We start from the raw sequence: 14,441 nt of genomic DNA, 5'->3' as shown, positions 1-14,441 counted from the left end.
ACACCGCGCTGCTGCGCCGCCTCAAGCTGCTGGGTGCGAGCCTGCTGCTGTGCGGGATCGCGCTGAGCCTCGACCCAGCGAAGATCGTCGGCGACACCAAGATCGACCTGACGATCAACCCCTTCGGCTTCCTGCAGCGCGCCCTCCATCTGTGGGACCCCTCCTACTTCGGCCAGCTGCAGAACCAGGCCTACGGCTATTTCTTCCCCAACGGCCCCTTCCACGCGCTGCTCATCGCCCTGGACATGCCCGAATGGCTGGTCCAGCGCGTGTGGATGTCGGTGCTGCTGTGCGCGGCGTTCCTGGGCGTAGTCAAGCTCGCCGAAGCCCTGGGCATCGGCTCCCTGCACACCCGCATCCTGGCGGGCGCCGCCTACGCCCTGGCCCCGCGTGTGCTGACCCTGCTGTCCTACAACTCCGCCGAGCTGCAGCCGATGATGCTGCTGCCGTGGATCGTGCTGCCGCTGGTGTACGGCACCCGCCACGGCCGACCGCCGATGCGCATGGCGATGCTGTCGGCCCTGGCCTTCCTGTTCTGCGGCGGCACCAACGCCGCATCCGAGCTGGCCGTGCTCGTGGTGCCCTTGGTCTACCTGCTCACCCGCGCCCGCGGGCCGCGCAAGCGGCGGCTGCTGGCCTGGTGGCTGACGGCGCTGTTTCTGGCGTCGTTCTGGTGGATGGTCCCGCTGCTGCTCATGGGCCGCTACGTGTTCTCGTTCATGCCCTACACCGAGGACGCGGCCACCACCACCGGCGTCACCACGCTGACCAATGCCCTGCGCGGCGCCGACAACTGGATGGGCTACGTGCCCGTGCCCGGTCAGCCCGCGCTGCCGGCCGGCGCCGAGCTGTCCACCGACCCCTGGATGGTCGCGGCCACCGCCCTGGTCGCCGGCCTCGGCCTGGCCGGGCTGGTCAACCGGGGCACGCCCGAGCGGCTCTTCCTGATCACCTCGCTGCTCACCGGTACCGCGATCGTCGTGGCGGGCTACACCGGCGCACTGACAGGCCCCTTCGCCGAGACGATGCGCGACCTGCTCAACGGCCCGCTCAGCCCGTTCCGCAACATCCACAAGTTCGACGCGCTCATCCGGCTGCCCGTCGTGCTCGGCCTGGCCCATCTGCCCCTCGTGCTCGCCCGCGACACAGCCGACCGCCGGGCGCGGCGCTCCTCCGCCGAGTCCGCCCCGGCGCGCACGGGCCTCGCGGCGCGCCTCCTGGCCGGAGCCCGCGGCGACGTGAACGGCGCGGGCACCGCTCCCGGGCCCCCGCCCGGCACCGTGTACCGCGCCTCGGCCGCCGTGTGCGCGCTGGCGCTGGCCGCGACGCTGACCCCCGTGGCCACGGTCGGCGTCGCCACCCCCGGCGGGTTCGAGCGCATCCCCGGTTACTGGTACGAGGCCGCGCGCTGGCTGGACTCCCACAACCGCTCCGGCACGACCATGGCGGTCCCCGGCTCCGCCCGCGGCGAGTACGTGTGGGGCCGACCGATGGACGAGCCGATGCAGCCCCTGATGGAGACGGCCTGGGCCAACCACCAGATCATCCCGTGGGGGTCGGCCGGCGTCTCCCGGCTCAACCAGGAGATCGACCAGCGCATCTCCTCCGGCCGCGGTTCGGCCGGGCTCACCGCCACCCTGGCCCGCATGGGCGTCACCCACCTGCTGGTGCGCAACGACCTGGAGCGCGAGAGCCTCAACGGAGGCTGGCCCGCACGCGTGCACCAGGCCCTGGCCGACTCGCCGGGCATCACGCGCGCGGTCTCGTTCGGCCCCGAGGTCGGCTCCGCCGACAGCGGGCAGGCCTCGCGGTGGTACGACCAGCCCTACCGGGCCCTGGACGTCTACACTGTCGACGGCGCCGCACCCCGCGTGGGGACGGTCCCCGCCGACGAGGCGGTGCGGGTGGCCGGCGGCCCCGAGGCGCTGCTCGATCTCGCCGAGCAGGGCATGCTCCCCGGCGACCGCCCGGTGATCGTCGGCGACGACCCCGGGGCCGAGGACATCGCACCCGAGGACACGGTGGTCACCGACACCGCCCGCCGCCGGGAGGTCGTCTACTCCGACGTGCGACGCAACGTCGGCAACACCCTGACCGCCGAGCAGGACCGGCGCGAGGCCCCGGCGCCCGACATCGCCGACCCCGCCTGGAACGGCTACACCACGGCCGCGCGCTACGAGGGCGTCGCCGACGTCTCCGCCTCCTCCTCCGAGGCCGGCTCCGGCGCCCTGCCCTCCGCCCGCGACCCCGGCCGGATGCCCTTCGCCGCGCTGGACGACGCCCTGGACACCTCGTGGCGCTCCAGCGCGTTCGCCGGAGCGGTGGGCCAGTGGCTGGAGATCGAGTTCGAGGAGCCGCGCGAGGTCGGCGAGCTGTCCATCGCCTTCGAGCGGCTGTCCGGCGAGCCGCCTCCGGCCCGCATCAGCCTGATCACCGACGACGACCGCACCAGCGCCCCCGTCGCACCCACCGAGGACCCGCAGGAGTTCACCGCACCCGCCGGCGAGACCTCCACGCTGCGCATCCGCGTCGACGAGCTCGCCTGGGAGCCGGAGTACCGGTTCGGCACCCGGGTCGGCATCACCAGCGTGACGATGCCCGGCCTGGAGGCCGAGCGCACGTTGAGCGTGCCCGGTGTCGATGGCGCCGACACGTTCCTGTTCACCGGCTCCACCGGCACCGTGCCCGGCTGCATGGAGGGCTCGCGGGTGTGGGTGTGCAACCCCGAACTGGCGGTCCAGGGCGAGGGCGCCTACACCTTCGACCGGAGCTTCACGATGACCGGCCCGGCTGCGGACGGCGAGCACACCGTCACCGGGCGGGCCGTGGCCACCGACCCCCACGACGTGGAGAACGCCGCCAACCGCGCCGGCGGCTACCCCAAGGTGACCTCGTCCTCCACCTCCGTGGACCACCCCGCCGCGATGGGCCGCAACGCCTTCGACGACGACGCCGCCACCGTGTGGTATCCCGACCCCGACGAGGACGAGCCCTGGCTCGACGTGGAGTTGAAGGAGCGCACCGAGATCGGCGGGCTGCGGGTGGACTTCCCGGGCGGCGCCGCCGCGCCGGTCGAGGTCACCGTCGAGGCCGGAGGCACCGTCCGCAGCGGATGGCTGGACGGCAGCGGGTCGCTGGGCTTCGAGCCCGTCACCGCCGACCGGCTGCGCATCTCCTTCGACCCGCCCGAGGGGCAGCCGCTGGAGGTGGGCCGCGTCGCGCTGCCCGACGTGGAGGCCCTGCCGCCCGTCGAGGGGGGCGACGCCGCCACTCCCTGCGGGCTGGGCCCCGTGCTGCGGGTCAACGAGGAGCGGGTGGAGACCCGAATCGTGTCGGGCACGCTGGAGGACCGGGCCGCAGGACGGCCGCTGCGCTACGAGAGCTGCTCGGACGTGCCGGTGCGCGAGGGCGGAAACCGCCTCGTGGTCGAACCCGGCGACCAGTACCGGGTGCGCTCGGCGGTGCTGAGCGGGACGGACCCCGCTCTGCCCGCCGCGCACCGGCAGGACTCCGGTGACGGCGACGGCGGATCGGGTGAGGGCGGCTCCGGCGAAGTCGAGACGGCCGACGTCGCGTCGGTGTCGGGTTGGGGCAACAGCGAGCGCCGCGTCACCGTCGACGTGGGCGAGGACAGCTTTCTCGTCGTCAACGAGAACTTCAACGAGGGCTGGCGGGCGACCCTCGAAGGGCGCGCGGCGCCGCTGGAGCCGGTGCGCCTGGACGGCTGGAAGCAGGCCTGGCGGCTGCCCGCGGGAACCTCCGGCCAGGTGACCCTGAGCTACACCCCCGACGGCCTCTACCATGCGGCGCTGGCGCTCGGCGCCGTGTTCGCCCTGGCGGTGGCGGTGCTCGCGCTTCGGCGCCCCGTCGGCGAACGGAGCGCGGCCCGCGCCCGGCTTCGCGCGCGCCGCGCCGCCGGCGCCGAGCCCGCGCCCGAAGGCGGGCCGGCCCCGGGCCGCGCGGCCGCGCTGCCGGCGGCGGTTGCCGGTCGTCTGCCGCGCCCCGCACTCGTGCCTCTCGGCGTGGTCTACGGGCTGTGGGTGGGCGGCGCCGCCGGTGCCTGCGCCGTGGGCGGCGCGCTCCTGCTGGTGTGGTGGCTGGGCCGGACCCCGTCGCGGTCCCTGCGCCACGCCAAGCCCGAGCGCCCGGCGCTGGGCGGACGGCTGCTGCAGGTCCTGGCGGGCCCTTGGACCGTGGTGGTGTGCATGGCCGGCGCCGGCGTGTGCCTGGGCGCGGGCACCTACCTGGCGCACCAGATGCCCTTCCACGACCTCAGCGACCTGCTGAGCGAACCGCTGCGCGAATGGGCGCCCCAGGCGCTGTGCCTGCCCGCGCTCGCGCGGCTGGTGATCGCGCTGGGCGACCTGCTCGGCCCGGCCCGCGAGACCGCGCGGGAAGCGCCGCACGCGGGCGCCGCGACCGGCGCGGACGGCTCCGACGATGCGGGCGCGACCGGCGGCGGCGCCTACCGCGGTGCTCCGGAGCCGGCCGGCGAGTGGGAGGGCGCCGCCGAGGAGGTGCGCACGTGAGCGGGCCCGCCGGCGGCGCCGTGGCCGAGTCCACCGGTCCACAGCCCGCAGAGGCCGCGCCCGGGCGCGGCCCGGGTGCGCGCGGCAGGGGCCGCCGCGTCTCGGCGGTGCTCGCGCGCAACGCGCGGCCGGTCGCCGTGGCAGCGGCGGCGTTCCTGCTCACCGCCGCGCTGATGCTGCGCTTCTACGTCGCCGGGGAGCTGGAGCGCATCCCCGCCCGGATCGATCTGACCATGCGGCTGGCCGACGACTCCGCCGCCTATCTCGACACCGGCACCTGGGAGACGGTGCGCGGCGCCGAGGTGGAGCGCACGACCCGGGTGGAGGGCGGCTTCGCGCCCGGCAACCCCGACTGGACCACCTGGAGCATGTCGACGTCGACGGCCGCCCGCGGGACGACGCTGTCCCACGGCGACCGCCGCGTCATCGTGGACCGCGACACGGGCACGGCGGTCAACTGCTGCGGCGAGCACGTCGACGGCGACCGGGCCGTCCGCCAGGCCGGGCTGGTGCTGCTGTGGCCGGCGGGCGGCGGCTGGAATGAGTACCCCTTCTACGACGCCGACATCCGGGCGGCGCCTCCCATGGTCCTCGACGGGCGCGACCGGGTCGGCGGGCTGGCCGTGCGCCGCTACGTGCAGCGCTTCGACGCCACGCAGCTTCCCGACTCCTCCCGCCCCGTGCCCGCGCGGGCCCTGGGCCTGGAGGAGCCGGGCACCGTCCAGGCCAACCGCTGGCTGGAGCTGGAGCGGACCTACTGGGTCGAGCCGGTGACCGGCCGCGTGGTCGACGCCCGCGAGGTGCGCCGCGAGACGCTGCGGCCGGAGAACGGCGGCGGGAGCAGGGTGCTGCTCGACGCCGACCTGCGGATGGCCGAGGAGCTGGTGGAGGCCCGGGTCCGCGAGGCCGAGGAGCTGCGCACCCTGCTGTGGGCGGTGCGCACCTGGCTTCCGGTCGGACTGGGCACGGCGTGCGGACTGCTGTTCCTGGCGGCCGCCGTCCGCGAGCTGCGCGCCCGCCGCACCGCGCCGGCGGCGGAGGACGGCGGCGGCGTTGACCTCAAGTAAGGTTGAGAGTCTAGGTTCGCGGTAGACCGGTCCCGCAGCGCCGGGACGCCCCGCGATACGCAAGGAGACGCGGCGCCATGCCATTCACCGAACACGAGCGCGCCTACCTGGACTCCCAGCACATCGGGCGGCTGTCGACCGCCGGCCCCCGCGGTCCGCACACCCGGCCCGTGGGGTTCGTGCTCAACGACGACGGCACGGTCGACATCGGCGGGATCGCGCTGTCGACCACCCGCAAGTACCGCAACATCGAGGAGCGGCCCGGCAGTGAGGTCTCCTTCCTCGTCGACGACCTCGAGCCCGAGGAGCCCGGCGCCATCGCGCCCGGATGGGGCAGGGGAGTGGAGATCCGCGGCGGTGCCGAGCTGCTCACCGACACCGACCCGCCCATCGCCCCCGGTGCGTTCAGCCGCGAGGTGATCCGCGTCCACCCGCGCCGCATCATCAGCTGGCACCTGAACCCCGACGCTCCCGACCTGCACGGGCGCGCCGCGTGAGGGCGTTCGCGCCGCGTGTTGCCGGTCTTTCCGCGCTGGCCGAGGCGGCCGGTTCTGCGGGCCGGGGTGTGTGCGGTGGGTCGCTCCGTGCCCTGCGCGGCGCCCCCGCGCCGCTCCCGCCGCGTTTCTCGTCGGTCGCACAGACCCGCCCCGGCTTCTTCCCCGGCCGTGGGGGAGCGGCGCCGTTGCCTGTCGCGGTGCTCCGTGCCGGAGGGACGGCGCTTCGCGCCTGGGGCGGGGGCGGACCCGGGTGCGAAGCGCGCTGGGGACGGACCCGTCGAACGCGCCCTACGAGCGCTTCCGCAGCACCAGCAGAAGGTTCCAGGTGACCACCTCGCGCACTAGCGGAACGCGCACCACGGGCTTGGCCCAGCGGGGGAGGTAGCGCGGCAGCATGTCGACGACCTCGGCGTCGGGTCGGGCCCGCACCCAGCGGATCATCTCCGCCGCCGAGACCGCGAACATGGTGCGGCCGAAGTCGTTCTTGGGGCGGCGGCCGGCGCGCCGCGCGAACCGCTCCGCGGCGTAGCGGCCGCCCAAGTAGTGCCAGGGTGAGGTCTCGTGGCCGCCCCACGGTGACAGCCACAGGGTGTAGGAGAGGTAGACCAGGCCGCCCGGGCGGGTGGCGCGCACCATCTCGGCGGCCATGCCGGGCGGGTCGGGCACGTGCTCCAGCACGTTGGAGGAGAAGCACACGTCGGCTGCCCCGGTGCGCACCGGCAGCCGCAGCGCGCTGCCCATGACGGCGGACTGGGGCAGCCGGCCGTCGCGCAGCCGCAGTTCGGCGGGGTCGGGATCCACGCATACGCTGCGGGCCCCGGCCGCGCGCAGTTCGTCGGCGAAGTAGCCCGGCCCGCCGCCGACGTCGACCACCACCGCGCCCTCCAGACGGGTGTAGGACCGAAGCTGGGCGACCGTGTCGCGCGCCAGGGTGCCGTAGAAGCGGTCGGGATCGGCCTGCTCCTGGCGGAAGGCCGCGAATAGCGCCGCGGACCGCGCCAGCGTCGCCCGGAACGGCTCGCCGGCGGCGCCTCGGCCCGCGCCCGCGTCGGCCCCCGCCTCGCGGCCGTGCTCGCCGTTCACGCGTCCTCCGCGCTGGGCATCCGCACGTAGTGGCGCAGGTGGAGCCAGTGGTCGCCGCCCCAGTACTCCACCGAGTCGGCCACGCGCGCGCCGCTCTTTGCCAGCACCGCCGCGAGCCGGGCGCGCGGGAGCGGGTGCATGCGCATCGGCGCGGGGTAGCCCAGCAGGCGCCGCTGGGCGACCCGGATCAGCGGCCACGGCGCGAACCGGAAGGCCAGCCCCTTGAACGTGGGCCGCTCCCGGTCGGGCACCCCGACCACCATCGCCCCGCCGGGCCGCAGCACCCGCGCGAACTCGCGCAGGTAGCCTTCGGCCAGTTCCGGCGGCAGGTGCTGCAGGACCAGGTCGGTGTAGACCAGGTCGAAGGAGTCGTCGCCGAACGCGGCCAGGTCCGGCCGGTCGTTCAGCCGGAAGTCGATGCGCCCGCCGCTGCGGTCGAGGCGGCGCGCCTCGGCCAGCATCGGCTCGGCGATGTCCACGCCCACGACCCGCTCGAAGCAGGCGGCCAGCGCGTTGGAGAGCCGGCCGGCGCCGCACCCGAAGTCCAGCGCGCGCTCGCGGCCGGGCCGCAGCCCCAGCTCGTCCAGGTGGCGCAGCGCCGCGTCGATCTCCGCGCTCCCCGAGGCGAGGAACTCGTCGTCGTCCCACCCGCCGCCGCGCTTGGCCGGGTCGACGCACACCGCCCACAGCGGCTCGACCGCACCCAGGCGGGTCCAGTCCGCGCGTACCTCGTCGAGTCCCACGGGCCACTCCTCGGCGCTGCCGGAGAACCGGAGTGAACCAGGTTCTCGTTTCGTTATCGCTGCTCTAACGGACATCGGGCGACGATCGCCGATCAAGCTGGAACGTGTTGTATTCTGGCACCCCCGCAGCGGGGGGCGTCAACCGGACCGGACACGTCTGGAGTTTTGGAGCGGCATGAACGACGCCGATGCCCCCGCACCCGCGTCCGGGGCGACCGCCGAGAGCGGGCACACGCCCCAGGAGCCGGAGCCCGCGGACAGCGGTGCCCCCGAACGCGCCGCGTCGGCCGCGCGCCCCGGCGCCCGCGCCGCCGCGCTGGCGAACCGGGCGCTGCGCGACCCGATCGTGCTGGCCGGCGCGGCGCTGATCATCGCCTCGCTCGCGCTCAAGATCCACGTGCTCCAGGCGGCGTACTTCGTCGAGGACGACTTCCTGTTCATCGGCGACGCCGCCGCCACCGACCTCACTCTCGACTACCTGACCGACCTGCACAAGGGCCACATGATGCCGGGCGCCCTGCTGCTGGCCTACATCCAGGCGGGCACCGCGCCCTACAGCTGGGCGGCGGCCGCGGGCGCCATGCTGGCGACCCAGGCGGCGGCGTGCGTCGCGGTGTTCGCCCTGCTGTGGGAGGTCTTCGGGCGGCGGTGGGCCGTCATCGCGCCACTGGCCCTCTACCTCGCCGCCCCGCTGACGGTCCCGGTGCTGGCCTGGTGGTCGGCCGCCCTCAACGCGGTGCCCTTTCAGCTGGCGACGGCCCTGTCCCTGCTGTGGGCGGTGCGCTACCTGCGCACCGGCGAGGGCCGCTACGGGTGGCTGACTGCGGGCGCGGTGCTGCTGGGCATGGCCTTCTCCGTCAAGGCGGTGTTCCTGCCCGTGCTGCTGTTCGCCGTGGCGGCGCTGTTCCTGGTCCCCGGCCCCCTGCCGCGGGTGCTCTGGCGCACGGCGGACCGCGACCTGCCGTTCTGGGCGGGCACGGCGCTGATGTCGGCGGCCTACGGCCTGCTGTACCTGTCCCGGCAGGACACGGCCGAGGGCGAGGGTGCCGGGATTCCCGACCCCGGCGTCGCCGGGGCCATGGTGCGGCGCATGCTGGGCGAGACGTTCCCGGTCGGCGCGATGGGCGGTCCCGGCGAATGGGGGCCGGTCACCCCCAGCGGCGGGCTGCTGGAGCCCTCGACGGCGGCGGTCGCCGCGGCGTGGGCGGGACTGGCGCTGGTCGTTCTGGGGAGCCTGCTGGTGCGCCGCCGGGCCTGGCGCGCGTGGGCGCTGCTGGCCGGCTACCTGGTCGTCGTCGACGCCGTGCCGACCGTCATCGCCCGCGGGCGCTACGAGTCCATGGTGGGCTACGATCCCCGCTACGTGGCCGACGCCGCGCTGGTGTTCGCCCTCTGCCTGGCACTGGCCTACCTGCCGGTCCGCAACGAGCAGGATGCGCTGCGGACCGGGCGGCTGCGCCCTCCGCGGCGGGCGGCGCGGTCGGCGGCGGCCGCGGCCACCGCCGTGATGACCGCCGCCGGGGCCTACTCCACCTACGCCTTCACCGACACCCTCAGCGGCGAGCGGGTGCGGTGGTACCTCGACACGGTGCGGCAGTCGGTGCGCGAGGTGCCCGCCGAAGCCGGGATCTACCCGCGGCCGGTGCCCGAGGACATCGTGCTGCCGTGGAACGGCCCCCGGCGGCTGACCTCGCACGTGCTCAGCCCGCTGGCCGAGCCGGGGGTGGCCGAGCGCATCCGCGAGCCCGAGCCGGCCAACTCCGCGCTGGTGTTCAACGACGCCGGCTTCCTGGTCCCGGCCGAGCCGGCCGAGGGCAGCGCGTTCTTCGGGCCGCCGGAGGACGAGGAGTGCGTGGCCACGTTCGGCGGCCAGGTGCGCTGGCCGGTGGAGTCGCTGGGCGGGCCCCGGCTGGTGCTGTCCCTCGCCTACACCGCCGAGAAGCCGACCGAGCTGGGCGCGGTGCTGGGCGACGCCTGGGTGACGACCCGGCTGCCCGCTGCGCCGAAGGGCGGTGTCTGGTACCTCCCGGTGGACGGCGCCGGCACCGAGCTGACCCTGCACACCAACACCGACGAGCTGTGCATGGAGTGGGTGACCTTCGGCGAGCTGGAGCCCGTCACCGACGGCGATCCCTGGTCGGAGGACGGCGGGGGGAAGCAGGAGGAGGACACCGACGGCGGCAAGGCCGAGGACGGTGACGACGGTGGAGAGGCCGAGGACGGCTCCGGCGGCGGGCAGCGCGGCGACTGACCGCGGCCGGGTCATCGCGCGCGGCGGAGCTAGCGGATGTCCCAGTCCAGTTCGCCGGAGTCGACGAAGGGCGCGCAGCCGTCCAACTCCCCGCCGGTCTCCAGGGCCGTGCTTGTCATGCTGAGCAGCGCAGGCACCGACGCCCACGCAGGGTGCTGGGAGAAGCGGCAGCCCTCCTCGTGGTCGGCGACGCCGAGCCGGCCGCGCAGGGCGGACGGGCGCTGGTCGACCACCAGGTAGTCGCCGCTGCCGTCGGCGGCGACGGGGATCCACAGCCGGTGCACCACCACGGCCCGGCGTCGGCGTCCGCGTCGGCCTCGGCGCCGTCTGTGGACCACGGCGACCGCTCCTCGATGCTGGTCCGCAACCGCCAGGCCTTCGCTATGTCCGCCGCGCCGAGCAGTTCCCAGAACGGCGGCGGCAGGACGCGGCCTCCCGTGCCGTCGTGCCGCAGCAGCGACTCGCGCAGCGGCTCCGGGAAGGCCGAGCCGACCGCCTCCTCCGCCGCGGCGATGCCGGCCCGCTCCGCCGGAGGCGCCAGCGCGGCGAACGTGACCGGCGCGTGCGCGGCCGGCCAGGTCTCGATGCGGTCCCAGGACTCCCCGACCGGTCGCGCGTGGTCCACTGATGATTCCATGCTCCGCAGCGTGGCAGGCGGCGCCGACATCCTGCGGCGGTCCGAGCGGCGACCGGCGGGGCGCCGGCGCCGGGCGCCCGCTAGTTGACCGGGGTGCGCCGGCGTGCCTCCGGGCGCGCCCGGCGCCAGGCGCCGGCGGAGCCGTACCAGCGGCGCACGGGCCGCTCGACGAAGCGGTGGGTGAGGTCGGCCATCAGCACCGTGCCCGCGGCCACCGGGACGAGGTCCATCCAGAACGACCCGGTGAAGATGTCCTCGCCGGTGAACTCGCGCCACAGGTAGAGCACGACGAACTGCCACAGGAAGATCCCGTAGGAGATGCGGCCCAGGTAGCGCATCACGCGGTGGGCGAGGAACGCATCAAGCCAGGCGCCGCCCCCGGCGCGGAACGGGGGCGGACCGCCGGGGCGTTCGGCGCGCAGGGCCACCGGCGCGACGGCGAAGAACGCGAAAGCCATCGCCACGGCCATGCTCACCAGCGAGATCCAGAACCCGGTGGAGCCGACGAACCGGGGGCCGGCCGCCGGAGTGGCGGCGATCAGGTAGCAGATCCCGGCGAGCGCCCAGCACAGCGTCGCGTTGCGCGGCAGCGTCCGGCACAGCCGCCGCACCGGTCCGTCGGGGCCGCTTTCGCGCCAGGCCCACTCGCCGAGCACGGCGAGCGCCATACCCACCGCGAACATGCCCAGACAGCGGGGCAGCCAGGAGTACATGTAGGGCCGGGGTTCGGGATAGTACTGCGCCACCAGCGCCAGCACCGCCACCGCGGTCATCCCGGACAGGCACACCAGCAGCCGCCGCGCGCGGGCGCCGGGGTCGGTCCCGGCACGGCCGGCGGCGCGGGCGGCCAGCAGCCCGATCACCGGTAGCAGCGCGTAGAAGCACACCTCGACCGACAGGCTCCACATCTGCCCGAGGCCGTAGGGGCCGGTGCCCAGCCACCAGGGGTCGGTGTCGAACACGAAGGTCAGCGTCATCACCCCGACCCACGCCCATACGGAGTCGAGGTGCTCGCGCGACCACAGCAGGAGCGCGGCCAAGGCCACGATCCAGTAGGGGGGCATGATTCGCAGCGCCCGCCGCCACAGGTACGGGCCGACCGGGGGGACGGCCGCCTGGTCGAGCGCGGCGCGCACCCAGGGGCGGTACAGCAGCAGTCCCGAAAGCGCGAAGAAGAGCGGGACGCCCATCTCGCCGGTCGCCAGCAGCGCCCCGGCGACGCCGGGCGCCAGCGCGGCGCCGCTCTCGACGCCCACGTGGAAGACGAGCACCATCAGCGCGGCGATCGCGCGCACGCCGTCGAGCGCCTCGTTGTGCCCGCGCACCTGGGGCAGCCCCGCCGAGGGGGCGTGCGGCGTGCGCGCGCGGCCTGCGGGCGGAGGGGAGTCCGCGGCCGCGGCCGGCGCCGACGGGTCCTCGCTGGGACCGCTCACAGGCCGACCCTCCCGTGTCGTGTGCGTCGCGGTAGGCGGTGGGCGGGGCCGCCGGAGGGGCGGGGCGCGCCGCCGCGCGCCCCGGGAGAACGGGATGCAGCCGGGCGCCTCATCCCCTTGCCACCACACTAGAACCGGTTATAAATATTCAGCCACGCCGTGGTGACGTTGTCCGCTGTGGAGCAGTACTCTACCCGAAAATGAAGCGAGTTCCAGCTTTGCCTTCCCCGCCCCCGGTATCCGCCCCGCCCCGTTTCGCCCAGGAGGGCTAATGCGTCGTACTGTCGCGGTCGTCTGCATCGCGTTGGGAGTCTGCCTGCTGGCTCTGGCCCCCATGCTGCGGTTCTGGACGGCCGACAGCTTGATGAAGGCCCCCCTGGACTACTACAACAAGGCCACCAACCGCGGTGAGGACGTCACCTACTTCAGCGCCGAGGAGATGGAGCTGATCGAAGGCGCGACGGTGGAGGCCTACACCACCGTGCGCGGCGACGTCGCCGCGAGCGACGAGCAGACCGCGGTCTGGGACCAGTTCACCTGGGTCAAGGACGTCGAGCGCGACTTCGCGATCTCCTCGACCTACCGCCGCGCCGGCCACGACCGCTTCACCGGGCGGGGTGTGGACTGCTGCGACGCCTCGGTCAACGACGAGGAGGTCGAGCAGAACGGCCAGATCTTCAAGTTCCCGTTCCTCACCGAGAAGCGCGACTACACCTTCTTCGACACGACCAGCAGGACCACGCGCCCCATCACCTTCGAGGGAGAGGAGGAGTACCACGGTGTCGACGTCTACCGGTACGAGCAGGTCATCGACTCGGTGAAGATCGGCGAGCGCACCCTGCCCGCGAGCCTGCTGGGCATGGACGACGAGGGTGACGTCACCGGCGACGAGATGTACAGCATCACCCGCACCTACTGGATCGAGCCGACCACCGGCGTGCCCATCGGCCTCAGCGAGGAGCAGCACCGGGGTGTCTCCGTCGACGGCGAGGAGCGTCTGGTGCTCTTCGACGGCACCATGGTCTGGGACGACGAGACCATCGACGGCCAGATCGAGAGCGCGGAGCAGGGCATGCTCGTGCTCCCGCTCGTGCGCACGGTCATCCCGATCATCTGCCTGGTCGCGGGCGTGGTGTTCGTCGCCGTCGGCGGCGTGCTGCTGATCGGCACCGGAATCCGCGGCAACGGGCACTGACCTCACCGCCGGATGAGCGACGCGAGCTCGGCCGCACCGCGCGGCGATGCGGCCGCCTCCCCGGACGGCGCGCCGACCGGGCCCGGCCCTGCGGGCGCGCCGCCGCGGGCGCGCGGCGGCCGTATCGCGGCCGGGGCGCTGCTGCGCGCGGTGCGCCCCAAGCAGTGGCTGAAGAACCTGCTGGTCTTCGCCGCGCCCGGGACCGCCGGCCTGCTCGGCGACCCCGTCGTCCTCGCGTGGAGTGCCGCCGCCTTCGTGCTGTTCTGCGCCGCCTCCAGCGGCACCTACCTGCTCAACGACGTCCGCGACGCCCCCCGCGACCGGCTGCACGAGCGCAAGCGCACCCGCCCCGTGGCGGCCGGCGAGCTTTCCCCCTCGGTCGCGGCGGGCACGGGAGCCGTACTGCTGCTTGCCGCCCCGGCGGCCGCCGTGCCGACCGGCAACTGGCCGCTGCTGGCCGTCCTCGCCGGCTACCTGGTGCTGACCACCGCCTACACGCTCGTGCTGAAGAACGCCGCGGTCCTGGACCTGGTCGCGGTGGCCGGCTGCCACGTGCTGCGCGCCGTCGCCGGCGGCGCCGCCATCGGCGTCCCGCTGACGCGCTGGTTCCTGATCGTCGTCTGCCTGGGCGCACTGCTGGTGGTCACCGGCAAGCGCGAGGCCGAGCTGCGCACCCCCGGCGCCGCCCGCACCCGCGACGCGCTGGGCCGCTACAGTCTGAGCTACCTCACGCAGGTGCGCACCATGGCGTCGGCGGCGATGATCGTGACCTACTGCCTGTGGGCGCTGGAGGACCCTGCGACCACGCCCGCGTCGGTGGTCCACGGCGCCAGCATCGTGCCGTTCATCCTCGTCGTGCTGCGCTACCACCTGCTGGTCGACCGGGGCGTGGGCGAGGAGCCCGAGGAGATCGCACTGCGCGACCGCCCGCTGCAGCTGTGCGGCGCCGCGCTGCTGGCGCTGGTGGGCTTCGGGGTCTACCTGGCCTAGCCGCGCCCGCGGGCAC

Annotated in this window: 10 protein-coding genes; 6 read left to right on the top strand and 4 right to left on the bottom strand. The window is 74.6% G+C overall.

The features are described 5' to 3' along the window. Nucleotides 1–8: 8 nt before the first annotated feature. The 3 genes from ABD284_RS06610 (at nucleotide 9) to ABD284_RS06600 (ending at nucleotide 6,093) form a co-directional block, all read left to right on the top strand. Entirely contained in the window at nucleotides 9–4,529 is a 4,521-nt protein-coding gene (locus tag ABD284_RS06610) for an alpha-(1->3)-arabinofuranosyltransferase (RefSeq protein ID WP_344142007.1), read from the top strand. Further along, a complete protein-coding gene (pgfA, locus tag ABD284_RS06605; protein WP_344141605.1) occupies nucleotides 4,526–5,596 on the top strand; it encodes a cell envelope lipid trafficking protein PgfA in 1,071 nt (356 codons plus the stop codon). Before ABD284_RS06610 ends, pgfA (ABD284_RS06605) begins: the two co-directional genes overlap by 4 nt. Before the next feature lie 77 nt (nucleotides 5,597–5,673). Then, entirely contained in the window at nucleotides 5,674–6,093 is a 420-nt protein-coding gene (locus ABD284_RS06600) for a PPOX class F420-dependent oxidoreductase (protein ID WP_344141604.1), read from the top strand. Between the two features lie 288 nt (nucleotides 6,094–6,381). Here the strand turns inward: ABD284_RS06600 and ABD284_RS06595 are convergent, their stop codons facing one another. Together ABD284_RS06595 and ABD284_RS06590 are read right to left on the bottom strand one after the other, a co-directional pair. Beyond that, nucleotides 6,382–7,095: a class I SAM-dependent methyltransferase gene (locus tag ABD284_RS06595; RefSeq protein WP_344142006.1), complete on the bottom strand. Its 714-nt coding sequence runs from the start codon at nucleotides 7,093–7,095 to the stop codon at nucleotides 6,382–6,384. Nucleotides 7,096–7,172: 77 nt separating this feature from the next. After that, nucleotides 7,173–7,919, bottom strand: coding sequence for a class I SAM-dependent methyltransferase (locus tag ABD284_RS06590; RefSeq protein WP_344141603.1), 747 nt, complete (start codon nucleotides 7,917–7,919; stop codon nucleotides 7,173–7,175). A gap of 175 nt (nucleotides 7,920–8,094) precedes the next feature. Here ABD284_RS06590 and ABD284_RS06585 point away from each other — a divergent pair, with 175 nt between their 5' ends. Then, the gene (locus ABD284_RS06585; protein ID WP_344141602.1) at nucleotides 8,095–10,170 is read left to right on the top strand and encodes a glycosyltransferase family protein; all 2,076 of its coding nucleotides are present in this window, start codon (nucleotides 8,095–8,097) and stop codon (nucleotides 10,168–10,170) included. Between the two features lie 29 nt (nucleotides 10,171–10,199). Here the strand turns inward: ABD284_RS06585 and ABD284_RS06580 are convergent, their stop codons facing one another. After that, a complete protein-coding gene (locus ABD284_RS06580) occupies nucleotides 10,200–10,508 on the bottom strand; it encodes an SMI1/KNR4 family protein (protein WP_344141600.1) in 309 nt (102 codons plus the stop codon). A 379-nt stretch (nucleotides 10,509–10,887) separates the two neighbouring features. Next, entirely contained in the window at nucleotides 10,888–12,240 is a 1,353-nt protein-coding gene (locus ABD284_RS06575) for an acyltransferase family protein (protein WP_344141598.1), read from the bottom strand. A 271-nt stretch (nucleotides 12,241–12,511) separates the two neighbouring features. Here ABD284_RS06575 and pgfA (ABD284_RS06570) point away from each other — a divergent pair, with 271 nt between their 5' ends. Beyond that, entirely contained in the window at nucleotides 12,512–13,435 is a 924-nt protein-coding gene (gene pgfA, locus ABD284_RS06570; RefSeq protein ID WP_344141596.1) for a cell envelope lipid trafficking protein PgfA, read from the top strand. Nucleotides 13,436–13,447: 12 nt separating this feature from the next. Continuing rightward, the gene (locus tag ABD284_RS06565; protein WP_344141595.1) at nucleotides 13,448–14,425 is read left to right on the top strand and encodes a decaprenyl-phosphate phosphoribosyltransferase; all 978 of its coding nucleotides are present in this window, start codon (nucleotides 13,448–13,450) and stop codon (nucleotides 14,423–14,425) included. The last annotated feature ends 16 nt before the right edge of the window (nucleotides 14,426–14,441 follow it).

The sequence above is a fragment of the Streptomonospora arabica genome, from assembly GCF_039531585.1.
Lineage (GTDB): Bacteria > Actinomycetota > Actinomycetes > Streptosporangiales > Streptosporangiaceae > Streptomonospora > Streptomonospora halophila.
The sequence above is the reverse complement of the archived record's forward strand: the minus strand, read 5'-3'. Positions and strand labels throughout refer to the sequence as shown.

Excerpts from the sequence above, each read along its gene's own strand:
- ABD284_RS06600 (WP_344141604.1), top strand. The coding sequence starts at position 5,674 with ATGCCATTCACCGAACACGAGCGCGCCTACCTGGACTCCCAGCACATC.
- ABD284_RS06585 (WP_344141602.1), top strand. The coding sequence starts at position 8,095 with ATGAACGACGCCGATGCCCCCGCACCCGCGTCCGGGGCGACCGCCGAG.
- pgfA (WP_344141596.1), top strand. The coding sequence starts at position 12,512 with ATGCGTCGTACTGTCGCGGTCGTCTGCATCGCGTTGGGAGTCTGCCTG.
- ABD284_RS06565 (WP_344141595.1), top strand. The coding sequence starts at position 13,448 with ATGAGCGACGCGAGCTCGGCCGCACCGCGCGGCGATGCGGCCGCCTCC.